We start from the raw sequence: 24,382 nt of genomic DNA, 5'->3' as shown, positions 1-24,382 counted from the left end.
TATCAGGATAATACGTATGGAGGGATCACGTCAGTAAACAAGATGGGCCGGTAGCTTAGCCAGGCAGAGCGACGGACTCTTAATCCGTAGGCCAGGGGTTCAACTCCCTTCCGGCTCGCCAATCTATATTACTGTTTTGATCTATTTTTGACTTTTTTTCTAATATTGTTCATATTTTGCCTTCCATTGAAATCTTTGAAACACATAAATCCTATGAACTCTGTGTATTCAGAAGGTGAACCTAATGCCAAAAGTAAGCGTGGAGATCCCCCAGGAACTGCTGGATGACCTGAACAAGCATGTAGGGGATGACAAGAAATTCGTTAACCAGTCAGACGCTATCAGGACAGCTATCCGTAAGATGCTGGACATGATGGATGAAATAGACAAAAGGCACGGAAGGGTTAAAGAATAAAGAATAAATGTGATGCCATCACATGGTTTTATTGAATAACCATTTGTAATATAGATCCAAACTAAATACTTACTCTGAGCTAGCCATTGAATTTATAAAGAGGACTTCCTAAAATAATAATCAAATAGGGATTACAGAAGTTAGTTTCAATTGTAAGTAGTTAATGAAAGGGGCCATATAAAAGTGCATCTTGAGGCTTGTAGAAATCCTATAAAAATCAGCATCATTGGCCTGAAATGCCTGTTTTGGAACGATAGATGCCGACACATTGTTCAAAAATGTTAATTTGATTAGTCCCTCAAAAAGAGAGGATTTCTACAGAGCCAAAATTTGTAAGATGATCATTTCTCTTTTATCACCAACAGTCTAAATTAAAAATTGAGGAAAATCTTCCAAAAAAGTATATCCACAATTAGTATTTGCACATGTATAAAACAATTTATCTTTTAAGCGAAAACATAAACAGGAATTTATCCTAGAGGATAACATTATCTAGAGAAACTAACTCTTATAGATACATAATTAAGGGCTTCTAAATATTTTTAATGATGAGAACGAAGGTTCATCAAAAGATCGGGAATAAATTCTACCATTTCGATACCAAAGCCTAAATGTGGGTAAATTTACCAGAACAAGGCTTTTGAAAGAACTGTCCATAGTAGCATCAAAAACAAAATGCCCCGAACATTTGTAATTATCAGATAACTCTGGATTTCTCAGTTCAAAAAACCAAACATATTTAGGAAAATCAGCTTTAGAATACAAATCACATACATCATTTTCATATATATATTTATTTGTAAACCAAAATTTAATCCTTTGAGAGCTCATAAGAAATGGTCTGATTTGAATTTTTCCACTTGAAAAAAGTATATCAATTTCTTCTGAACTAAATAGAGGAAGAATCTGTTTTACGATCTTACCAAATAGCTCACTAGAAAAATTGTGGGACATTAAGTGTTCAAATCTTATCATAATGTCTTCTGGTAAAACTACCATTGCATCCACTAACTTCTCATCAATGAAATTTCTGCTTATTTTTACAAATGGAGAATAACTAACATCGTGTATTATAAACTCAGGAACATTACCATTATCATCTAAAGTATGACCTATTGCGACAACCGAATGATATTCATCTACAGGTTCACCATTATAATTCAATTCTTCTCCGAGGTCTTCCGCTTTAAAAGTTAAAAATACAGGAATTTCCGATTCAATGTATGAGTAAAGTAAATCTGAATTCATTATGAATGATTCTGAATCTCCAGAATAGTTTCTCAAAGAATCATAAAGCGATTGTAACAAATAATCATTATTTCTTGACTCTATTTCCTTTTCAATTGTTTCATAGAATTTTTTCATTCTTGTACCAATATAAAAGTATGGGGATAGCTTATGCTTTATACATAAATCACGATAAGAATCACTACTAATAGGAGACAAAGTAGATCCTTGTGGCAAACTATCTAAAATCTCACGCATAGAAATGTATTCTTTACTTAATTCACTAGAAAGAATTCTCAATAAAATCCAAATCGTAGGCGGAGAGCAAAGTGATAACTTCGGATTAGGTGTTTTATAAGGAACTGTTAAAATAGTAGGATTGAACGGATCGTCACTTTTAAAGCTCTTTTTACATGTTACGTAAAAATTGTTTTGGGGAGGTACAGGAAGGTATGCATCACATATGCTTTCCATTTTCGGACGAAAATCAATATGCCCAATGTGATAATGATGCAAATTATAAGAAGGATTCTTATCTTCCACATAGAAACGAACAGCTTTTTGAGATTTTAGAAGCTTAGAATTTCCCTCAAACAACTGTTTCTCGGCTTCCCATTCTTTACAATTCACAGAATTTATTCGTGAAACGACCTTAAGAGTGGAACCATACGCCACATTACTAATATGTTTAACAAACTCATTGCCCTTCATAAAAAGACTCCATGAACTTATCAGATATATTCAGTGAATATTTCTGCTGCCATTTATAAGTCTTTTTATAATTCTCCAAAACTGTAGCATGGATTTCATCGAGAATAGAATCTAAATTTTGATGAGAACTATCATGCAGTAAATTAGATGAGATCTCAATATCTATCCATGTATAGAGAGGTTTTTTATTTGCATCTGACAATCTAATCCCTCCATAGTCTTACGGAAAGGCTATGATGACTATTTATTTCTTTTACAAAAGCTAAGTATTGAACTGGTTTGAGAAGAGTTAGAACTCTTCTGTTCATCATTAACCTTAGCTTCGTTGTCATTGGCAAACATTTTAACCCTTGAAGCCGCTTTAATAGGCAATACTAGAATTTGATTCTCCTTCTTCATATCAAACCCTTCATACAATGTTCTAGTTATTAAATACTTCGGACTAATAGACAAGATAGTAATATAATAACAAATTATATAAATACATAGGTAAATGCAAACTTGTAATATTATATACAATATAATCTAACTTCATCAATATTATTTCGGATAATAAAACGATAATAACCATCAAATACATTTTATCATAAATTCTCAAATGAGCATCCATTTTATTTTGAAACAACCACCCCTTAATAATTAACAAGAATGAAATTGAAACTGATGCTAAAACTGTGTTAGAGTCAATAGAAATGCGATTATAGTGATATGAAAATGGGATAGATAACGCTACTACTGTTGAAAAAAAACCTCCTACGTTATACCATCTTGAAAGCCACTTTGGACTTTTGTGTTTTATTTCAATATAGTAGTCTCCATTACCATGAGAATAAGTCGAAAACAGTTCACAGAATTTAGACTCCTCGACACATTCCAATTCCATTTCTTCGTCATGAGCAATATGAAGAATATAATTATCACAATGTTTTATAAAAATATACGTATTTGCCCCTTCTGATTTTCTATATAGGAACTGTGTTATTTTGATATTAGATTGAGAATTAGCATAAATATACTCTACAAAAATTGTCCTATAAGTCCCCATTTTAAAAGGATTTTTGAAATTAATCTGAACTACATCTGCTGGAGAAAAATCAGATTTTTCGATCAGTTTTTCTCTGAGATCTTTGAGATCATCTGATTCAAACGAAACGAATTCTAAGATATTACCTTCATCGTCATAAAAATGCAAACCTGCCCTTCTACCGTGTACTTCATAAGCAATATATGGAATAAACTCGGGAGATGATGCTTTTTCTGGATAATACAACGTAATTTCTTCACGAACTTTTAGAAAAGCAGGATTTTCAAATTCCAAAAAATACCTAATTCTACGAATCTCAACTTGAACTGTTGGGAAAGAATTTTCAGTATTTTTTGACAAACTATGATTCTCACTAGACATAGCCCAATTACTCCCATAGGAGAGTTTAATTTGCTGATATAAATAGGTATCTATTTGATCGTCACTAAAAATGAAATAATTAAGCGTAGAAATGGAAAATCATTCTTTAAAATAGGCTTTTCTCAATTTAAAGTTCGAATAAGAGCTATTTTTTGAATTTTTAAAGTTGCTGCAAGAACTCAATGCACTCCGCACCTTCTTCCAGGCTGGCCATTTCAGTTACAAGCCTGCCGTTATAGCCTTCAAGGCTTTCCATGACCTTTTTCCACTGAACGGTTCCTCTCCCCAGTGGCAGATGTTCATCTGATTTTCCGTGGTTGTCATGAATATGCATGTGCAGAATCTGATCCTTACACTTTTCCAGAAACTCATCCACAACTCCCACTGTGTTCGCATGGCCTACATCCAAAGTCATACCCACATTATCCCTGTTCACTTCCTCAAGGGTCCTGAGCATTTCATCTGGATATTTACCAAATATTTTGGGCATTTCAGGCATATTCTCCACAGCTATGGTTATACCGTACTCCGCAGCTGTGTCACATACATTCTGGATGGACTCTATATGGGTCTGCCAGGCTTTTTCAGGCATCTGTGCACCATACGGAGACAAGTAACCGGGATGAACTACCGCCAGTTCCACGATCTCGCTTCCAAGTTCAAGGCAGCGGTGCATTTGCCTTAAAGCCTCGTTACGTATCCCATCATTAAGACCTGCCAGATTCATATCTGAAAAAGGCAAATGAATTGTGATCTTTAAATCAGTTGTATCACGGATTTCCCTTACCTTGCCAAGATTTCCGTTATGCAGTGTCTGGTAGCCTTCCTGGACGATTTCCCAGCCTGTATATCCCAAGTCTTCAAGCTGGTAGACCCACATAAAAGAGTGACCTGGCTCTACTCTCGAGGAAAAACTCAGATTTCTTACTTTCATGTACTTTCCACGTCCTCCATATCCGGTTCAAAAAGTATCTTACCTTTTTCAGTAGGAGGAGCAAGCCATTCTATAAGACGGTGAAGCTCAAAAGATGAGCCTGCACTCATTGTCACATGTATCGAACCCAGTGGTTCTTCATCTGCAGGGAAATTCAGGCGGCCAACAAAAGCCACGAATTTGCTTATCCTGAAAGATGTGGAAGGCTCATCTTCCCTTATACCTACCTCTAACTGAGTACGTGCAGTATCTATAATTTCCTCTTCCCGCAGCAGGGAATGAAGATGACGGAGTCCTTCAAGACCAGTAGTACCTTCAACAGTTCCATACAACCCAGTATCATCAGCTGCATTATAAGCGATATCCATCATAGGGAAAATGCTTTGAACCGCTGTCCTTACTTTCTCCTCAGTTTCAGTAGGGTTGACTCTGGCTGAAACTCTTACCTCTATCATACCTGACCCACCACATTAAGCACTTTTTTTCTGAATTCATCAAGTGTTCCCATATTCTCGATAACAATATCAGCAGCAGCTATTGCTTCACCCATACCCCAGCCAAGTTCACGCTCGTCCCTGACACGCAAGGCATTGATATCAGTCATATCATCACTTCTTTTTCTAGCCTGGACCCTTGCGAACCTTATCTCAAGAGGTGCATCTATTGTTACCAAAGTGAAATCAGAACCAAATGCCTGCTTGAAACAATTGATCTCTGCAAGGCTACGCACTCCATCCACAACAAGAAATTCAGAATCTGCGGCTTGTATCTTTGGAATACACCTTTTGGCTACGATATTCTTGCCCTCTTTTTTGCGCAGATCAGTGCCAACTCCGCCCACATTAATGTCAGTAGGCTCAAGCCCTCTGCGTACAACTTCTTCACGGATCACATCGCCCATATTGATAACTTTGATACCTGATTCTCCCAGAATCGATGCAGCCGCTGATTTGCCTGAAGCCGGCATCCCTACAAAAGCTAAAATTTTCTTCATACGCAACCTGCTGTTGTTTATTGACCTTTATGAAATGTGAATCACAAATTCATTGATGTTATAAATACTATACATTCCAAATAAAATGTCTTTGGGAACTAACCTATATATAAGTGTAACAACACACTTTCATTGTAGGGTTTTTGGCAACTGTTTGCTGATAAGATTGCAGATCAAGTTTGTGTTTTTAGACACTTTTTGAAAATGATTCAAATTGCTGACTGAAATGGGGGTATGACAATGAAGAGTACAATCATAAAGAAAGTTATGATTGCTACAGATGGTTCTGAGAACACCGAAAAGGCTGTAATAACGGCTGTTGAAATAGCCAAATCCATGGAAGCAAAACTCTACGCAGTACATGTTGTTCCTCAGATACAAGCACCTGTGGCCAAAGGAGGAGGGCTGGCCAAGGTTAGAGAGGAACATATCAAGTCAGATGGTGAAAAAGCCATCGACCACGTGGAAGAGCTTGCAAAGAAAAATGGTATTGACGTAGAGAAAAAGGTACTATCGGGCAATCCGGCAGACGAGATAATTCAATTCTCACAGAACAATGCCGTTGATCTGATAGTGATGGGTAGGTTTGGAAAGAGCGGTGTGAAGAGATTCCTGATCGGTGGCGTGTCAGATAAAGTTGTAAGGGGTTCAAATGTCGAAGTGCTGATCGCCCGCTAACATATTATATTACACCCAATAATTTTCTTTTTTTCAAAGCATTCTTTTTTATATCATATTACAAATAGCGGGTTAAAAAACTCTTTTTTGCGGGGTAACCTGAAAAATGAAGATAGGAAATGTAAAGATACACGGAAATTTGTTCCTGGCACCCATGGCAGATGTAACGAATCCGGCATTCAGGATGCTCTGCAAAAAGTACGGTGCTGCACTTACATGCTCTGAGATGATCAGTGCCGATGCAGTGCTATATGAGAATACAAGAACAACAAGCAGGGGTATTAGTTGTGAGGAAGAGAAACCTTTTGCTATCCAGCTCTTTGGAAATTCTGCAAGTACTATAGCACCTGCAGCAAACATTATAGAAGAGAAATACGCACCTGATATTATCGACATCAATTTTGGATGCCCTGCTAACGTGCTTGTTAAAGATGGTTCTGGTTCAGCACTACTGGGGTTTCCAGAAAAGATAAGAGACATAATCTCCAGTGTCTGTGGAAAAGTAAGTGTGCCCGTCACAGCTAAAATGAGAGTTCTTCATGACATGAGAAAAACACTTGATATAGCTAGGATAATAGAAGAAGCCGGAGCTAGTGCGGTTACTGTCCATGGAAGAACACAAGCACAGCAATATGCAGGAAAAGCTGAGCATGAATATGCGAGAAACATCAAAAATGAACTTTCAATACCTGTAATCGCAAATGGTGACATTGATGATGGTTTTTCTGCTAAACGCATTCTAGAGTATACAGGATGTGACGGTTTGATGATAGGTAGAGCTGCTATGGGGAATCCATATGTTTTTATGGAGATATCACACTTTCTTCATAGCGGGGAGCAAATAAATACAGATGAATGTGCTCAACGACTTGCAGATTTTAAAGAATATGTGAAGCTGCTTGAACTGTATGGGCTACAAGAATATGTTGATGTAAGAATGCATGCACAATGGTTCACACGGGGAATTAAAGGCGGACGGCATATACGCCAAGGGATCTCAAAAGCGCGTGATAAAAACTCTATACTCCAGCTTATGGAAAGTCTTTGTATGCAGTTCCCTGATAAGAGTTCAAACAGTGTTATTCATGGAAACTGATACAGTTTTATAAGTGATTCAAACCGAAAGGCTTTATAACTATCAGACGTTTCATAAGCAACACGGTCTAAAGTTGCATCTATACACAGTTGTGAATAATGCAGATCAAATTTATCCATCATTCGGCAGGGACATAAGGAACCAAACAACAAGCAACAAAGTTGTGCCGATGATAATTGTTCTAATGTTGTGGAGAATCCCAGATGAAAGAGATACGAATACACGGTCGGGGAGGCCAAGGTTCGGTCACTGCTGCCGAGCTCTTAGCCGTTGCAGCCTTTGCTGATGGTAAATTCAGCCAGGCGTTCCCAGCTTTCGGAGTTGAAAGAAGAGGAGCACCTGTACAGGCATTCACAAGGATAAATGACGAGCAAATAAGACTCAGAAGCCAGATATACGAGCCTGACTACGTAATAGTACAGGATCCAACCCTCATAGAAGTAGTTGATGTTGCAGGTGGTCTGAAAGATGATGGCATGATTATTATAAACAGTGACTTTGACCCATCACACTTCAAACTCAACACTAAGGCTAAAGTTGTGACTGTCAATGCTACAAAGATAGCATTGGACGTAATTGGCAGACCAATAGTCAATACAGTGCTTCTGGGAGCCTTTGCAGGAGCTACCGGGGAGATTAGGCCTGAATCCATTAAGAAAGCTGTAAAAGAAAGATTCCCTGGTAAAGTAGGAGACAGGAACGCTGAAGCCATCCAGCAGGCATACGATATGATGAAGGAGGCTAAAGCATGACAATACCAGTAGGAGGAGTCTGTCAACCTGGCACCAGCCTAGCTAACAAAACAGGTGGTTGGAGAACCTACAGACCTGTTTATGATTATGATAAGTGTATCAAATGCAAATTATGTGAACTCTTATGTCCGGATATGGCCGTTTTGCCAAAAGAGGATGGATATTTCCAGTTCAACTATGATTACTGTAAAGGATGCGGTATATGCGCCAACGAATGTCCAAAGACTGCTATAAGCATGGTGCTGGAGGAGAAATAATGACACCAAAAGGAGATATAAAAATGGATGAAATGGTTGTCGTTGAGGGCTCATATGCTGTGGCACATGCTGTAAAGGTGTGCAGGCCAAATGTGATATCCGCTTATCCAATTACCCCTCAGACCCATATAGTAGAAGATCTTTCAAAATTCATCGCTGATGGAGAGATACCAAACTGTGAATACATAAATGTAGAATCTGAATTCTCAGCACTTTCTGCACTTGTGGGCTCTTCAGCTGTCGGTGCAAGGAGTTATTCCGCCACGACCTCACAGGGTCTTGAGCTAATGCATGAAGTTCTGTTTAATGTAGCAGGTATGAGGCTCCCCATCGTTATGACGGTCGCCAACAGGGCTGTCAGTGCACCCATTAACATATGGAATGATCATCAGGATGCCATATCCCAAAGAGATACCGGCTGGATACAACTATATGCTGAGAACCTTCAGGAAGCATCTGATATGACTGCGCAGGCATTCAAAATAGCTGAGGACAAGGATGTACTCATGCCAGCCATGGTATGTATGGATGGATTCATTCTATCTCATGTTTATGAACCAGTGGTGTTATTAGAACAGGAACTTACTGATGAGTATCTATCCTCATATGAGGCCTTGAACACACTTGATCCAAAGAAACCTTTGAGTTTTGGTATGATGGCTGATCCAAATTACTACACTGAATTCAGGTATCTCCAACAGAAGGCTATGGAAAATGCTCTGAAGAAGATAGAGGATGCAGCCAATGAGTTCTACGATGTTTTCGGCAGATACTATGGTGGCCTTATCGATGAGTACCAAACTGAAGATGCAGACATCATTCTCATGGCAATGGGTTCAATCGTGGGCACCATCAAGGATACTATTGACAAGCTAAGGCAAAACGGTGTAAAGGTAGGTTTGCTGAAAGTCAGATCCTTCAGGCCATTCCCGGCAGAAGCCATAAGGAACGCTATAAAGGATGCAAAGGTTGTTGTTGTCCTTGACAAGAATATCTCACTTGGACTTAATGAAGGAGCACTGTTTACAGAAACCAAGTCCTGCCTTTACAACACCAAGAACCATGTACCTGTTGTGGGCTATATGATAGGTCACGGGGGTCGTGATATACGCACGAGCACGATAGAGAAAATAATATCTGAAGCTCAGGATGTAATAAAATCTGGTATCAAGGTAGAAAGCCAGTTCACTGATGTGAGGGAGGAACTAATATGAAACAGCTTTTAGTTTCAGGACACAGGGGATGCGCAGGCTGCTGTGATGCAATGGCTGCTAAATTCACACTTATGGGTGCAGGTGAGGACTGCATAGTTGTCAGTCCTACAGGTTGTCTTGAGGTTATGACAACTCCGTTCCCTGAAACCTCATGGAACGTACCCTGGATACATTCCCTTTTTGAGAATGCCGCTGCAGTTGCTTCAGGTATAGAAGCTGCATTGATAGCTATGGGAAAGAAGGGCAATACAAGGATCATAGCCATTGGTGGTGACGGTGCTACCATGGATATTGGTCTGCAGGCCATTTCAGGAGCTTTTGAGAGAGGGCATGACTTTACCTATGTCTGTGTGGATAATGAAGCCTACATGAACACAGGAGTTCAGAGAAGCAGTGGAACACCATTTGACGCTTCAACCACAACAAGTCCCGCCGGAAAGGTTTCCTTTGGTAACCAGAGACCTAAAAAGAACATGCCTGCTATTATTGCAGCACATGGTTCTCCATACGTGGCAACCACATCCCTGGGATATGGTAAGGACATGATCAACAAGGTGAAGAAAGCCACAGAAACACCAGGTCCAACATATATACACTGCCATGCCCCCTGTACAACAGGTTGGGGATTCGATACTTCTAAAACCGTAGAAGTTGCCCAGATGGCTGTTAAGACCGGTCTGTGGCCTCTGTTCGAAATGGAGAACGGAGAGATCACCAAGGTAAGAAAGATTGGTAAAGCCGCACCTGTAGAAGACTATCTTAAAATGCAGAGCCGTTTTAAGCACTTGTTTAGCAAGGAAGGCGGTGCTGAAGAGATAGCCAAGATACAGGCCATTGCTGACAAGAACATCGAGTACTACGGGCTTTGAGAGCCCTTAGTTATTTCTTTTTACTCTATTTTCCCCCCTTTATTTTTTTCAAAAAAAGTGATAAGAACTAGCAGTTGCTATCTACCTGCATGAATTCTAAGGAAAAGGTTCCAGACAACACTCACAATTTCGAGCAGATTTTTGCACTTCTCAAGGAAAGATATCCTGATGCTGCTCCAGCTCTGCACTTTAGTTCGCCTTTGGAACTGCTGATAGCAACTATCCTATCAGCCCAGTGCACGGATCGGCAGGTGAACCAGGTAACTCAATCACTTTTCAAAAAGTATCGTACTCTTGAAGATTATGCTTCTGCAGATGTATCAGAATTTGGAAAAGAAATCTATTCCACTGGATTCTACCATCAGAAAGCAAAGCACATCATTGAAAGTGCTCGAATCATGCTTGCAGATTTTGAAGGCAAGGTCCCCGATACAATGGAGGGTTTGCTGCAACTTCCCGGAGTTGGAAGGAAAACTGCCAATATCGTGCTTTCCAGAGCTTTTGGAAAGATAGAAGGCATTGCAGTGGATACGCATGTTAAAAGGCTCTCAAACCGTTTGGGTTTTACTCAAAATGAAGAGCCTGAAAAGATAGAGAAAGACCTCATGAAGATAGCAAAAAGAGAGGATCTGGAAACACTTTCTATGACCCTGATCCTGCACGGGCGCAATGTATGCATAGCCCGGAATCCAAAATGCAGCGAATGTGTGGTAAAAGAATTGTGTCCGTCGAGCAGAGAGTAAAAAGAAGAGAAATAAGTATGTATTACTTATTTTCCTAATGAATCCAGAATTTGCTTGCAGTACTGATTATAGTTTTGAATAAACATATCGCGTGGCAGAAGTTGACGGCTTATGATGTCAAGAGTATTCTGTGATATCTTGCCTTCGTTTACTAGCTGGCGGCCTGCATCTTTTGCAGCCTCGAAGATATCATCTATGTGTAAGCCCATCTGTATCATAATCGGCATAATTTCACCATGCGGACGCAGCAGTGCCCCAGCAAACTCAAATGATGCATTTTCGCAAATGGCCTGCATGTGAGCAAGCAGGGGATCAAAATTTTCCATCTCCCAGAAACCACAATTTGAAACCAATACCATCTTGCGGTCTTTCGAAACCCCACGACGAGGATGACGACAGCGATCAGCACGCAACTCCATGAAAGGATCAAGTACTGAAATCGTCCTATCAATGAAGTTCTTCATAGGACCGTTGATCCCGTCGGAATATAGCGGTGAAGCAAACACGAACATATCTGCCTCCTTTATCTCGGGATATAGCATTTGCATATCATCATCCTGATAACACTCCCCCGGTGTTTTGAACCAACAATTAAATTCTCCTGTGCAGGGATTGATATTGAGCTTTCTTGTATAGAAGAGGTCTACATCTGCCCCTGCTTCTTTCATCCCATCAAGGAATGGGGTCAATATCATAGCTGTATTGCCCTTTTCCATTTTGGGACTTGAGTTAATAGCTAAAACTTTCATATTCTTTACTCCTATGTACCTTGACTATTCTTTCAAGGGTAAAAATGGAAAACAATGTTCATTGTTTCTTCCAACCACAAGAAGGTCAGCTGCCTTTTCAGCAGATCCAAACTGAAAATATACCCCTACGTATAAAAATTACGTAGAGAAATATAACTATTTCTACTAGCAGTCATGTTTTTTGATTTGTAAGTGTTTGATTTAGTCCTAAGAAACAGAGCAAATTGTAATAGTTAACTTTGGGGTTACTATTCAATAAAGCTTGTTTAATCAATATATTAAAAAAGTTTTTCCTAATAATAAGTAAATACTTCTAGTACATAGTATATATTATGATGAAACGTATCTAAATCTAAGGGGGTTAAAGAAATGTTATTCATGGACATAATGACGTGGGATAAAAAGGATGACATGGAATTAGGTAAGCGCTATGCGGAATGGAAATATCCTGAAGGCTACAACGTAATTGCAGAATGGTCTGATATATCTTCATGCAGGGTATTTGTGGTGTACGAACTCGAGAACGCAGAAGCATATATGGCTGCTACGTTCCCCTGGAGAGACATTATAAATTGTGAGACTATTCCTGTGATGGAAACTCAGAAATCTATGGAGTTTTTTGCTAAATTACTATGAGTGGTAAAGGGTGGGATATTGACATAATTCAACGATCCTTACCAGAATTTTCAGTCTAATCATTTTTTACTTTATTTAAGATCATCTATACGTAGGATTTTTGTATTTTTTGTAAGTTTGATGTTTCAAACAAATCCTTTATCAGTATGTACTCTTCCCTTGCCTTCCGGTAAGGGCACTACCCGATTTTCATCATAGATAAATTATAAATATATGGTAATTAGTCTACATCCTTTTGATGAATAATTAATGCCGCGCGTCGAGCAAGATAACATGGATGTAAAAACCGGAATTTCTGGGTATTTCAAAGAATCGTTTTTAAGTGACCTCAAAGCAGGTTTTATTACAGCTATCGTGGCACTGCCACTTGCTATTGCTTTTGCTATCGCATCCGGTGTAGAGCCGGTGATGGGTCTTTATACGGCCGTGATAGCCGGAATGCTTGTCTCTGCCACTGGTGGTTCCAAATATTCCATAACAGGACCCACTGGTGCCATGACTGTGATCATCCTAGCCACCCTGAATAGCTATGGATTGGAAGGACTACTACTTGCAGGATTCCTTGCAGGTATTTTTCAGATACTCTTCGGATTGTTCAAACTGGGTAAGGTAGTCAAATATATTCCTTTGCCAGTGATCTCAGGATTCACAAGCGGTATCGGCGCTATCATATTGATAGGCCAGATACCAAACGCTTTAGGAATGGTGATCCCTGCAAAAGAATACGCATGGGAAACAATTGTTGCTATTATTGAAAATATAAGTGCCTCTAACACAAATGCATTATTGATATGTGCAGCTACTATAGTGCTTTTACTTTACCTGCCAGGTATCCTGACCAAAATAAAGTATCTTAGCAGCCTTCCTGCCTCCATAGTAGCACTGGTCCTGTCAGTGTTAGTAATATACCGCATGAATATTGACATCCCTCTTGTTGGCAGTATTCCTGCTGGCCTTCCCAGCATACAGATGATAAATCTCAATCCCCAACTGATACTCACTGTATTGCCAGCTGCCCTTACAATAGCACTTTTGGGAACCATCGAAGCTTTGCTTTGTGCAGTGGTCTGTGACGGTATGACAAACTCAAAGCATGATAGCAACAGAGAACTCATGGGACAAGGGCTTGGAAATATGATACTGCCATTCTTCTCTGGAATTCCCTGTACAGCCGCCATCGCAAGAAGTGCTGTGAATATAAGAGAAGGCGCAAAGACACAGATGTCAGGAATAATCCATGCCCTCATATTGTTAACAATCCTCCTCTTCTTTGGCCCTCTAGCCGCATTCATCCCAAAAGCCTACCTTGCAGGAGTGCTGATCCTAACCTCCCTCAGAATGATCAACATCACCGAATTCAAGACCATCATGCATATCAGCAAAATGGATACTTTAGTGCTGGTTGCCACATTTGCCCTGACCGTGCTCACAGACCTAGTGTTCGCAGTGCAGATGGGCATGTTCCTGGCCATAATCCTGCTCTTCATAAGGCTCACTAATATAATTGATATTCAGACAATGGAAAACTACGATAAGTCAACGGGAATTAACGCCACCATCTTTGCCGACCCGTATCTTGAAAAGAACGTCGCAGTATATACTCTCAATGGACCATTCTTCTTTGGTGCTATGAACGTTTTCGAAAGCAAGATCAATGAGCACATTAACATTAGCAGGCCTCACATAATTCTACGCATGCGATATGTGCCATTCATTGATACTACAGGCCTTGAAAGGCTTAGAAGTTTCATAACTATGAGCAAAAAGAGAAACCAGAAAGTCTACATCACATCAATACAACCTGAAGTTATGAAAAGGATGAATAGTGATGAAGATCTGATGGAATTGATGGAAAAAAGGCATGTACTTATATTCGACCATACACAAGAAGCTCTGGAATACGTGAAAAAGCAGGGTGGAAGTGAAAAGGTAGCGTGTGAACTGAAATAAAATTATTCCAACTGCAGATTTCTGCAGTTGATTTCTTATTCAATATTTCTAATTACTCTGAATTTAAGATTAATGAATATCATATTCTGATTTCTTCTTTTAAGAGATTACACATATTTAATTGGCATAAAGGGAATTAATTGAACAAGTGCTTGTTCCAGGAGATTAACAAATTGAAATTTACATGCCCTTTAATTGCGGTTGACAACCTGAAAGCTTCTAAACGATTCTATGAAGAAGTACTGGGTCAGAGAATCGTATTAGACCTTGGATGGAATGTCACATTCAGCGGTGGGTTTGCAATACAGCTCAATTTTGCTGACATCGTATCAGTAAACAAAGAGTCGGTTATGAAGAGGTCACACAATTTTGAACTTTATTTTGAGGAGGAAGACTTTGATGCCTTCATCGAGCATCTGAAGGAATTTGATGATATCGAATATGTTCACCAACCCAAAAAACATGATTGGCAGCAGCGTGTAGTTCGAATATACGACCCTGACAAACATATTATAGAGATAGGTGAGTCCATGGCTGTTGTCGCAAAACGCTTATTTAGATTAAGGGATATCTATTGAAGAAACAGCAAAATTGATCCAGCATCCTGTGGAATTCGTTAAAGCTGTAAGCAGCGGTGGGATGAAAGGACCATTAGGCACCTGACAATATAACCAGAGGAATGTTTGTGAGTCTTCAGAACGAATTGAACAAAATGGCATTGGATAATGGCGTTCAGTATTTTGGAGTATCAGATCTGTCAAAAGCAAGAGAGTTTATAGTAGAGCAGGGTGGTGATGATCTATCTGCATATCCATATGCGATTTCACTTGGAATAAAATTGATCGGCCCTATCGTTGACAAACTCCCGCATAGGAATGAGAAGGCTGCGTTATTAAATTACAAACATCATGCATACGATGTTATCAACTCAAGATTGGATATGATAGCTTCAATCCTAAGCAGTCATATTCAGGAAAGGGGTTACGGAGTACTGCCTCTTCCTTCATCAAAAAGGATTGATGATGAAAGGATATGTGCTCAGTTCTCCCACAAGCTGGGAGCTCATCTGGCCGGACTGGGCTGGATAGGGAAAAGCTGCCTCTTGATAACACCAGATAACGGACCAAGGGTTAGATGGACAACGATACTGACAGATGCACCTCTTCAACCTACCGGAAGCAAAATGGAAAGCAGGTGTGGAACATGTAACGAATGCGTGAAAATATGTCCTGTTCAGGCTTTTACAGGAAGGAATTTTGCTGAAGATGAAAGTCGAGAAATGCGATATGATGCCAAGAAATGTGAAGACTATTTCAAAGAGATGGAGAAGAAAGGACAGATAGCTGTATGTGGTTTATGTGTGTATGTCTGTCCTCATGGGAGGAAAAAGGATAATAGAATTTTACATAGCAAAGTTCGAGACTAAAGCTCAACCATCATCCCATGCCCATACTCTCCTGATGGCCTCTTGAAAAACCCGAACTTCTCATAGAAAGTCTCTTTTCCTTTTGCAGCCATCAGGGTGATGGATGAATATTCCTGTACATTCTCTTTCAGGTACTCCATTATCTTTTCCATAAGTGCAGTGCCGATTCTCTTATTCTGGTATTCAGGCAGGACAATGACATCAACAATCAAATAAATGAAACTGTCATCTCCCACCACACGCGAGATACCTATGGCAGTGCCGTCCTTAATAGCGCAAACACAGTAGCTGGAGTTGTTCAGGCTCTTTTCTATAGCTGCCTTGTTGGGATAGGACCAGCCTGCCGATTCCCTGAGATCTATGTACTCCTCGACCGAGGGTAATTTTTCTACGATCATGTAATTGGTCATATTCCATTTATCTATTCCATAACTGAAACTAATAATTTATGCGTAGTGAAAACTAAACACAATATGGAAAAGCAAAAAATAGCTGGAAAAAGAGGATAACTCAGTTTTCCATTATCTGCTTACTGTGCTCTTGTACCGCACTCACCACAGAACTTCACACCGGGATCCAGTTTTGCACCACATCCCGTGCAGAATATATCCTTCTGGAGCTTTGCACCGCATTCAGGACAGAACTTGACCTTGTTATCAGGCAGAGGAGCATTACACTCAGGACATGAGGCACGTACACCTTTCCTCCAGCTTTCCTCTTTCAGCATCTCCCTGTCTTCTTCAGCCATCTTTGAGTGTGACCAGACCTCCTGCACCGTGCGGCTTGCCTGTGCAGCAGCCATCTCAACTGCCATGTCAGGAGCGCAATCCTTGCAAAGCCCTTTTGAATTATTCCAGCAGCTCTTCCTGCACACCCAGGACGAACAGCGGGGACACTGGATAAAGTCAGGTTTCAGCTCATTCATCGCTTCCAGAAATGCGTCATCATGAGCCTTTTCCCATCCTGCTGACCTTGCTCTTTCACTAAGGTCAGCAGCACGTCCGAAAATACCACCAAACATACCACTGGCAGCATCTAATGCGCCTGTGACCTTACCGATAGCTGATGCTTTAAAACGTGTCCTGTAACCAGTACCACAGCGGTCACAGTAAAACTCGAATTGGAATCCCTGATTAGTACTCTGGTCAGAATAATTTCGGGTGAATTCTATCTTGCCACTCATAAGTTTTTTCCTCTCTTCCAATTTGTATATGGTGTATATTATTAATAAACGAAGACATGAAACCTTTAAGCATGTGAATGATACTCAAACGTAATCATCAAAGATAAACTATAAAGTTGCAATCAGAATTTGCAATGGCCATATATTTGCTTTGCCATTTGATTTCCTTCACCCTAGATTATCATCTATTTTCTATTCTCGCCACTTCACAAAACCTGCCTTAGGGATTAGATTCCCTCAAGCATTGTCTTATTTAAAAATTATTATTTGCAAACAACTGTTTTGCAAATTCCATCCTCTCTTCCAAACCCGGTCCTTCAAACTCCTCTGAAACCTTTTCAAGCAGGTTAGGTATAGGCAAGCTTTGAGGACACGCATCCAAGCATTGACCACACTGCACACATTGAGATGCAAAGTTCCTTTCAGCTCCTCTTAAAATGCCTCCAAGCTTTGCAGCATACATCATCATCAGCCTATCCTTTCCACCGAACATGAAAAGATTATTATATGTCTCAAAGCAAGCAGGAATATCCACAGCTTGAGGACAGGGCATACAGTACCTGCATCCTGTACAGTTGATCTTCATCAGCTCTCTGTACTTGTCTGCAGCCCTTTCTATAAGATTAAATTCCTCATAGGTAAGAGAATTGGCAAAACCTTCCTCTGCAACCTTCAGGTTCTCTTCAACATGATAGGATTCACTCATACCTGAAAGAACTACAATGACTTCCGGATGGTTCCAGACCCACCGCAATGCCCACTCTACAGGACTTCGCTTGATTTCAGCCTCGTTCCAGATATTTATGACATCAGAAGGAACCGGATCTGCAAGATTACCACCCCTTAGCGGTTCCATGATCACAATTCCAACGCCACGGGAAGCAGCATACTCAAGTCCTTTTGTACCTGCCTGGATATTCTGGTCCAGGAAATTGTACTGAATCTGACAGAAATCCCAATCATAACCATCCACAACATCCTTGAAATCTTCACCGGAACCATGGTAAGAAAAACCTGCATTAATGATGCGACCATCGGCTTTGGCCCTGTCGAGGAATTCAGCAACACCTAAGGCCCGAATAGTCTTCCAACTACTACCCACGAGGCTGTGGACAAGATAATAATCAATGTGATAGGTATTGAGTTTCTGAAGCTGAGCATTAAGGAAATTGTCCATGTCCGCTTGACTTTTGACCATCCACTGAGGCATTTTTGTAGCAAGTTTTACTTTTTCCCTATACCCGTCTGCAAGCGCACGGGCAAGAAAAGGCTCACTTTGCCCCATATGATAAGGCCAGGCAGTATCCACATAATTGACACCGTTATCTATAGCATAGCGAACCATCTGAGTCGCTTTTTCTTCATCTATGCTGCCATCTGACATGGTAGGGAGACGCATGGCACCAAAACCAAGTATTGAAAGCTCATCTCCATTCTTTGGCATTTTCCTGTATAACATTGAATTCCTCCTCTGTATATCGTCCAATGAGAAATAGTAATTGCGCTTATTATATGCTTATTATATGAAAGAAATTAGTCGCTCATTTTTTTGTATTAGCAACTAAGGAAAAACAAAAGCGTAAAGTAAGAAGAAATAAAATTCTCATCATGACACCTAAATCGGATCAAAACACTACCCCTCATCTGCCTGAAGATTACGATGTTCAAGTATCTAACACAATTCCTTATTACTCATCTTTTCATCAGGAAACCATCAACCTGATCAAATCATTACCATTTAGACCAAAGGTCTGGCTTGACACCGGTTGTGGAACCGGCTCTTTGGTTAAAAAAGCTATTTTAGAATTCCCCGACACTAAATTTATACTACTGGATCCATCCGAGAGCATGTTGCAGCAAGCTTTGGAAAAACTATCTGTTTTCATGCCAGAAAGAGTAGAATTTCTGAAACCTTGCCCTACACAGAAACTTTCATGTATGCTAAAAGAAAAGGCTGACGTAATTACCGCTATTCAGTGCCATCATTACCTTTGTTCTGAAGATCGAATAAAAGCAACCAAAGTATGCTATGATATTTTAGATGATGATGGGATCTATATTACCTTTGAGAACATCAGGCCCCTTACCAAAAAGGGTATCCTGATAGGTAAGCAATACTGGGCGAATTTCCAGTTATCTATGGGTAAAAGCCAGGAAGAAGTAGACAAACATTTAGCCAGGTTTGGCGTAGAGTATTTCCCTATTACTATAGAAGATCATCTTAAATTGCTGAAAGAAACTGGTTTTAAGAACGTGGAATTGTTCTGGTGTTCGTACATGCAGGCTGGTTTCTATGGCATAAAATAAGAAATATACCAACATCTTGTACGAAATAAGAAAGTCGGGCTTAACGTCGATTTGTCATTAAATATCTTAAGAAGTGACATGATCATTGTTATATATTACAGAATGGACGTTATTTTGAACAGAAAATGATATGGTAAACCTGATCTGCCACTTAAATATTATTTTACATAATTCTTAAGCTATTGATACTTATTTTTACTTTAGCTGAGTTGTTTATAGGCTTATGATCATGCCTAAAGCTTTTGTTTTCATATGCTTTTTCTTATACTTTCTAACTACACCTTGCAGAATTTGCGAGTAGGGAGAATTATATAAATCTTTGATGTACTAAAGTGTACATTTTATTGTGCTCATATCATATATATTAATGGCCAGATAATTTTTGAGTAATACGGTGAAAAGCCATGAGAACGAAAAACGTAATTAGCTTGTCGATTATTGTTTTCTTAACAATAATCCCATTTGCAGAATGTAGTGAGAATTTTTCCATTTCATCCATTGATCTGGATGATCCTATATTCTACAATTTGAATGCTACACAAAACTATACTCAAACTGTAGATTACTTTTATGAAAATGATACAGAAAACTCCGACTTGAACATTACTGATATTGAAGATCAAACGAATCACACGTTTGATAATACAGCAAGTTCTGCAGCCTTAAAAACACCGGTTGTTTATGTTGATACAGACGGAACCGGGAATTACAACTGTGACGGAACAAATGATCATGTCCAATTAAATCAGGCTTTAGCATATATAGATGGACGTGGTGGCGGTACTGTATATTTACGCGGTCCAAACACATACTGGATTGACAGCACTTTATACATAGGTGCAAATACAGTGCTCACAGGTGACTCCTCAGCTGAGATCAAATTAGTTCCAAAAGCTGGATGGTCAGCTGATGTACCTATGATCGCAAATATTGGAACTGATGATGGTATCACTATCACTGGTTTCATAATAGATGGAAACAGTGCGAATCAGGGAGTTCCTCTCGGTGCTGGATATTACAACCTGATATATTTTGATGGTGCTAATAACATAGAAGTTTCAAACATGCGCCTTGAATGGGGATGTGGCGACGGACTGAAAATCAAGAGTGGGAGTAATATAAAATTCATTTATAATGATGTATACAAACTAGGTCATGATGCACTCTATGCCATGGGATGCAGCAATGTCGAACATGCTTACAACACTATCATGACAAGAACAAACAGCGCATGCAGATATTCAGATGGCTGTACAGATTCTACGATTCATGACAATCTGATCTACTCTGCCATTTACGGTGACTCCACTGGTCCTGCAATTCAGATAGGTACTTCTTCAACTTCAAGCCATGTATTTGATGACATTGAGATCTATAACAATAAAATTCATACCACTAATGGTGCAGGTATCTGGATGTCCGCAAACTATCAGGACAATGTAATCCATGCTCGTGATGTGTATATCCACCACAACACATTTACAAACGTCGGTCAATATTCAAGTAATACTGGTTTCAGTAACGCTGCTATTGTCTTAGGAGATTTCCATAATACCATAATCGAGAACAACGTGTTTGATGATGGTGGGCATGCTGCTGTAAAGTATTTCCTGAGATCTGGAAGGCGTCAGCAACAAACCCAATTCACAACTTACGTCAGGAACAATATAATCATGAACAGTGATGGAGTTTCATCTATCACCGGATCAGGTGTAGGAATATGGAATACAAATCCTACTTACTCTAAGTTTGTAGTCCAGAACAACAACATTTACAACAACAAGAATGGACAAACATATGGTAGTGGCTTTACAATGAGCAACAACCTGAATGTTGATCCACTGTGCGTTGATTCAACTAATTCAAATGCTGGATCTCGTGACTACCACCTTAAGAGTAAAGCAGGACACTATTCAAGTGGTAAATGGGTAACAGATTCAACATCCAGCTCATTGATAGATGCAGGATATTCTAGTTCATCCTACAGTACTGAACCTTCACCCAACGGTGGCAAGGTCAACATTGGTAGGTATGGTAACACTATCCAGGCATCAAAGAGCGGTTCCTCAGCTTCAACAACAGACAACGAGCCAATTGCAAATGCTGGTGAAGATCAGAACGTAACCATAGGTTCTGCTGTCAATTTCGATGGAAGTGCTTCTACAGATGACAAAGGTATAGCCTCATATTCATGGGACTTTGATGAATCAAACGGCATTTCATCTGAAACTACCGGTAAGACAGCTACAAAAACATATACAACTGCAGGTACTTACACAGTCACTTTGACTGTTACGGATACCAGCGGTCAGAAATCCACAGATACATTAAAAGTAATTGTCAATAATGCAATTTCAAACCAGATAGATGACTCCTTGACTTTCTACGATAACAGACTCCGTGAAGACAGTCCTGAAGGTGTCTATTCAGACATTACCTATCTTGACATCGGAAAGAGTACAAGCACTTGTAGAGATCTCATGTGGTTTGACCTTGGTGAATACAACACAACTGATACAATCTCAAAGGCAACACTTTCACTATACTGGTACTATCCTTCAAGTAAGACACGTACTTCTGACACAGTAGTTGAAATATACAGGCCAGTCGAATGGGACCCAAAGTATGTAACCTGGACTTCCAGAACTTCCACTGCTGCTTGGACTACTGCAGGAGGAAACTGGTATGACAAGAACAGCGTTGCTCAGGGAAGCACACCATATGCATCTCTCACTTTCCCTGCAAGCACAGTGCCTGGAAACAAGTACTATGACTTTGATGTTACACAACTTGTACAGGAATATGTAAGTGGTAAGTACAAGAACACTGGATTCTTCCTCAAGGCAAAGACAGAGAGTGGTAATTACATAGCATTCTACAGCTCAGAGTATTCAAACGCTGCACAGAGGCCGAAATTGACAGTAACTACAGCTTCTTCGGTAGACGCTTTACCAGTTGCAAATGCAGGCGCTGATAAGACTGCAAACACAGGTTCTAGCGTAAGTTTCAATGGTAGTGCCTCTACTGATGACAAGGGGATAGCCTCATATTCATGGGACTTTGATGCATCAAATGGTATTACATCTGAAGCAACAGGCAAGACTGCCACAAAGACATATACTACTGCAGGAACTTACACAGTCACTTTGACTGTTACGGATACCAGCGGTCAGAAATCCACAGATACAGTGAATGTTGTTGTCAGTGCTTTACCAGTCGTAAATACCGGATTTAATATGGATACATATGACAACAGAATACGTGAAGACACTCCTGCAGGTGTCTATTCAGATTCTACCTACATAGACCTCGGGAAGAGTACAAGCGCTTCCAGAAACCTCATGTGGTTCAATCTTAGTGAGTATAACACAACAGACATAATCTCAAAGGCAACACTTTCACTCTACTGGTATTACCCTGCAAGTAAGACACGTACTTCTGATACTGTAGTTGAAATATACAGGCCTGTCGAATGGGATCCAAAGTATGTAAGCTGGACTGCCAGAACTTCTACCGCTGCCTGGACTACTGCAGGAGGAAACTGGTACGATAAGAACGGCGTTTCACAGGGAAGCACACCATATGCAACACTTACATTCCGTGCCAGCACGGTACCTGGAAACAAGTACTATGACTTTGATGTCACACAACTTGTGCAGGAATATGTAAGTGGCAAGTACAAGAACACTGGGTTCTTCCTCAAGGCAAAGACTGAGAGTGGTAATTACATTGCATTCTACAGCTCAGAGTATTCAAACGCTGCACAGAGGCCGAAATTGACAGTAACTACAGCTTCTTCAGTAGACGCTTCACCAGTTGCAAATGCAGGTGCTGATAAGACTGCGACCACAGGTTCTAGCGTAAGTTTCAATGGTAGTGCCTCTACTGATGACAAGGGAATAGCCTCATATTCATGGGACTTTGATGCATCAAATGGTATTACATCTGAAGCAACAGGCAAGACTGCCACAAAGACATATACTACTGCAGGAACTTACACAGTCACTTTGACTGTTACGGATACCAGCGGTCAGAAATCCACAGACACAGTTAAAGTGGTTGTCACAAAGCCAATTGTTACTGTTGAATATTCAGCTACCTCCGACAACAGGTTGCGTGAATCCTTATCGAGCACCGTTCTTTCCGATTCCACCTATCTTGATATCGGAAAGAGTACAAGCGCTTGCAGGGATATTATGATGTTTGATCTTAGCAGTTACAAGACAACTGATACAATAACCAAAGCAACCCTTTCACTGTATTGGTACTATCCTTCAGCTACGACTCGTACCTCTGACACGGTAGTAGAGATCTACAGGCCGGCAGAGTGGGATCCAAAGTATGTGAGCTGGAATTCCAGAACTTCCACTGCTTCCTGGAGCACAGCCGGAGGAAACTGGTACGATAAGAACGGCGTTGCTCAGGGAAGTAACCCCTATGCATCCCTTACATTCCGTGCCAGCACGGTACCTGGAAACAAATATTATGAATTTGATGTCACACAGCTGGTGCAGGAATATGTAAGTGGCAAAAATAAGAACACTGGATTCTTCCTAAAGGCAAAGACCGAGAGCGGTAATTACATTGCATTCTACAGCTCAGAGCATTCAAATGTTGCACAGAGGCCGAAGCTAACTATAACAAGCTAAGATTGCAGTTAATGTGAGCGAATAATTATTTCGCTCTACTTTTTTTATATTTTTAATTTAATAGCTGCTATTGATGTAGGTGGACAAAAATCCACAGATAGATAGTAGAAATATAATATTTATAATCGAAGAGCTATAATAGATTCCAGATTATATAGCAATCTGTTTTTTGTACTTCTATAGATTC

The 24,382-nt window shown here is 40.0% G+C and carries 24 protein-coding genes and 1 tRNA gene; 15 read left to right on the top strand and 10 right to left on the bottom strand.

Annotated features, from left to right (window positions below; translation table 11 throughout):
* Positions 1–44 precede the first annotated feature (44 nt).
* A tRNA-Lys gene (locus ACC612_RS10645) sits at positions 45–121 on the top strand.
* A gap of 123 nt (positions 122–244) precedes the next feature.
* On the top strand, positions 245–415 hold the full coding sequence (locus ACC612_RS10640) for a hypothetical protein (RefSeq protein ID WP_015325740.1): 171 nt from the start codon (positions 245–247) through the stop codon (positions 413–415).
* A gap of 522 nt (positions 416–937) precedes the next feature.
* On the opposite strand, the gene ACC612_RS10635 is transcribed toward ACC612_RS10640, so the two are convergent.
* From ACC612_RS10635 to ACC612_RS10610, 6 genes are all read right to left on the bottom strand, one after another.
* Positions 938–2,353: a hypothetical protein gene (locus ACC612_RS10635; RefSeq protein ID WP_371854511.1), complete on the bottom strand. Its 1,416-nt coding sequence runs from the start codon at positions 2,351–2,353 to the stop codon at positions 938–940.
* Positions 2,340–2,555 carry a hypothetical protein gene (locus tag ACC612_RS10630; protein WP_371854510.1) on the bottom strand — a complete coding sequence of 72 codons (216 nt, stop codon included), beginning with the start codon at positions 2,553–2,555 and terminating at the stop codon, positions 2,340–2,342. Before ACC612_RS10630 ends, ACC612_RS10635 begins: the two co-directional genes overlap by 14 nt.
* A gap of 240 nt (positions 2,556–2,795) precedes the next feature.
* The gene (locus ACC612_RS10625; RefSeq protein ID WP_371854509.1) at positions 2,796–3,758 is read right to left on the bottom strand and encodes a hypothetical protein; all 963 of its coding nucleotides are present in this window, start codon (positions 3,756–3,758) and stop codon (positions 2,796–2,798) included.
* 160 nt (positions 3,759–3,918) lie between these two features.
* Positions 3,919–4,692 carry a sugar phosphate isomerase/epimerase family protein gene (locus tag ACC612_RS10620; RefSeq protein WP_371854508.1) on the bottom strand — a complete coding sequence of 258 codons (774 nt, stop codon included), beginning with the start codon at positions 4,690–4,692 and terminating at the stop codon, positions 3,919–3,921.
* Positions 4,689–5,147 carry an RNA-binding domain-containing protein gene (locus tag ACC612_RS10615; protein WP_371854507.1) on the bottom strand — a complete coding sequence of 153 codons (459 nt, stop codon included), beginning with the start codon at positions 5,145–5,147 and terminating at the stop codon, positions 4,689–4,691. Before ACC612_RS10615 ends, ACC612_RS10620 begins: the two co-directional genes overlap by 4 nt.
* Positions 5,144–5,686, bottom strand: coding sequence for an AAA family ATPase (locus ACC612_RS10610; protein ID WP_371854506.1), 543 nt, complete (start codon positions 5,684–5,686; stop codon positions 5,144–5,146). The genes ACC612_RS10615 and ACC612_RS10610 overlap by 4 nt, the downstream gene beginning before the upstream one ends.
* A gap of 240 nt (positions 5,687–5,926) precedes the next feature.
* Between ACC612_RS10610 and ACC612_RS10605 the strand changes: the two genes are divergently transcribed.
* The 7 genes from ACC612_RS10605 to nth all read left to right on the top strand — a co-directional run bounded on the left by ACC612_RS10605 (position 5,927) and on the right by nth (position 11,295).
* Entirely contained in the window at positions 5,927–6,364 is a 438-nt protein-coding gene (locus ACC612_RS10605; protein ID WP_371854505.1) for a universal stress protein, read from the top strand.
* Between the two features lie 106 nt (positions 6,365–6,470).
* Positions 6,471–7,460, top strand: coding sequence for a tRNA dihydrouridine synthase DusB (gene dusB / locus ACC612_RS10600; RefSeq protein ID WP_371854504.1), 990 nt, complete (start codon positions 6,471–6,473; stop codon positions 7,458–7,460).
* A gap of 203 nt (positions 7,461–7,663) precedes the next feature.
* Positions 7,664–8,212 (top strand): pyruvate ferredoxin oxidoreductase subunit gamma, encoded by a 549-nt coding sequence (locus ACC612_RS10595; RefSeq protein ID WP_371854503.1) that lies wholly within the window; start codon positions 7,664–7,666, stop codon positions 8,210–8,212.
* Positions 8,209–8,469 carry a pyruvate synthase subunit PorD gene (gene porD, locus ACC612_RS10590; RefSeq protein WP_371854502.1) on the top strand — a complete coding sequence of 87 codons (261 nt, stop codon included), beginning with the start codon at positions 8,209–8,211 and terminating at the stop codon, positions 8,467–8,469. The genes ACC612_RS10595 and porD overlap by 4 nt, the downstream gene beginning before the upstream one ends.
* Complete coding sequence (gene porA / locus ACC612_RS10585) at positions 8,469–9,683, top strand: pyruvate synthase subunit PorA (RefSeq protein ID WP_371854501.1); 1,215 nt, start codon at positions 8,469–8,471, stop codon at positions 9,681–9,683. The genes porD and porA overlap by 1 nt, the downstream gene beginning before the upstream one ends.
* Positions 9,680–10,552 (top strand): thiamine pyrophosphate-dependent enzyme, encoded by an 873-nt coding sequence (locus ACC612_RS10580; RefSeq protein WP_371854500.1) that lies wholly within the window; start codon positions 9,680–9,682, stop codon positions 10,550–10,552. Before porA ends, ACC612_RS10580 begins: the two co-directional genes overlap by 4 nt.
* Before the next feature lie 89 nt (positions 10,553–10,641).
* Positions 10,642–11,295 carry an endonuclease III gene (gene nth / locus ACC612_RS10575; RefSeq protein WP_371854499.1) on the top strand — a complete coding sequence of 218 codons (654 nt, stop codon included), beginning with the start codon at positions 10,642–10,644 and terminating at the stop codon, positions 11,293–11,295.
* Between the two features lie 26 nt (positions 11,296–11,321).
* Here nth and ACC612_RS10570 read toward each other — a convergent pair whose 3' ends face one another.
* Entirely contained in the window at positions 11,322–12,044 is a 723-nt protein-coding gene (locus ACC612_RS10570; protein ID WP_371854498.1) for a flavodoxin family protein, read from the bottom strand.
* Between the two features lie 369 nt (positions 12,045–12,413).
* Here ACC612_RS10570 and ACC612_RS10565 point away from each other — a divergent pair, with 369 nt between their 5' ends.
* The 4 genes from ACC612_RS10565 to ACC612_RS10550 all read left to right on the top strand — a co-directional run bounded on the left by ACC612_RS10565 (position 12,414) and on the right by ACC612_RS10550 (position 16,056).
* Complete coding sequence (locus ACC612_RS10565) at positions 12,414–12,680, top strand: DUF3303 domain-containing protein (RefSeq protein ID WP_371854497.1); 267 nt, start codon at positions 12,414–12,416, stop codon at positions 12,678–12,680.
* Between the two features lie 249 nt (positions 12,681–12,929).
* Positions 12,930–14,630, top strand: coding sequence for a SulP family inorganic anion transporter (locus ACC612_RS10560; protein ID WP_371854496.1), 1,701 nt, complete (start codon positions 12,930–12,932; stop codon positions 14,628–14,630).
* 173 nt (positions 14,631–14,803) lie between these two features.
* Complete coding sequence (locus ACC612_RS10555) at positions 14,804–15,208, top strand: VOC family protein (protein ID WP_371854495.1); 405 nt, start codon at positions 14,804–14,806, stop codon at positions 15,206–15,208.
* 107 nt (positions 15,209–15,315) lie between these two features.
* A complete protein-coding gene (locus tag ACC612_RS10550; protein ID WP_371854494.1) occupies positions 15,316–16,056 on the top strand; it encodes a 4Fe-4S double cluster binding domain-containing protein in 741 nt (246 codons plus the stop codon).
* Here the strand turns inward: ACC612_RS10550 and ACC612_RS10545 are convergent.
* The 3 genes from ACC612_RS10545 to ACC612_RS10535 form a co-directional block, all read right to left on the bottom strand.
* The gene (locus tag ACC612_RS10545) at positions 16,053–16,466 is read right to left on the bottom strand and encodes a GNAT family N-acetyltransferase (protein ID WP_371854493.1); all 414 of its coding nucleotides are present in this window, start codon (positions 16,464–16,466) and stop codon (positions 16,053–16,055) included. The genes ACC612_RS10550 and ACC612_RS10545 overlap by 4 nt on opposite strands.
* Before the next feature lie 119 nt (positions 16,467–16,585).
* The gene (locus ACC612_RS10540; RefSeq protein ID WP_371854492.1) at positions 16,586–17,239 is read right to left on the bottom strand and encodes a zinc ribbon domain-containing protein; all 654 of its coding nucleotides are present in this window, start codon (positions 17,237–17,239) and stop codon (positions 16,586–16,588) included.
* Between the two features lie 253 nt (positions 17,240–17,492).
* A complete protein-coding gene (locus tag ACC612_RS10535; RefSeq protein ID WP_371854491.1) occupies positions 17,493–18,698 on the bottom strand; it encodes an aldo/keto reductase in 1,206 nt (401 codons plus the stop codon).
* A 149-nt stretch (positions 18,699–18,847) separates the two neighbouring features.
* On the opposite strand from ACC612_RS10535, the gene ACC612_RS10530 reads away from it, so the two are divergent.
* On the top strand, positions 18,848–19,546 hold the full coding sequence (locus tag ACC612_RS10530; RefSeq protein ID WP_371854490.1) for a class I SAM-dependent methyltransferase: 699 nt from the start codon (positions 18,848–18,850) through the stop codon (positions 19,544–19,546).
* Positions 19,547–19,950: 404 nt separating this feature from the next.
* Positions 19,951–24,195, top strand: coding sequence for a disaggregatase related repeat-containing protein (locus tag ACC612_RS10525; protein WP_371854489.1), 4,245 nt, complete (start codon positions 19,951–19,953; stop codon positions 24,193–24,195).
* Positions 24,196–24,382: the final 187 nt, after the last annotated feature.

Origin of the sequence: Methanomethylovorans sp. (assembly GCF_041447285.1) — an archaeon.
Lineage (GTDB): Archaea > Halobacteriota > Methanosarcinia > Methanosarcinales > Methanosarcinaceae > Methanomethylovorans.
Note: the sequence above shows the minus strand (reverse complement) of the source record. Positions and strands in the feature narration are given on the sequence as shown.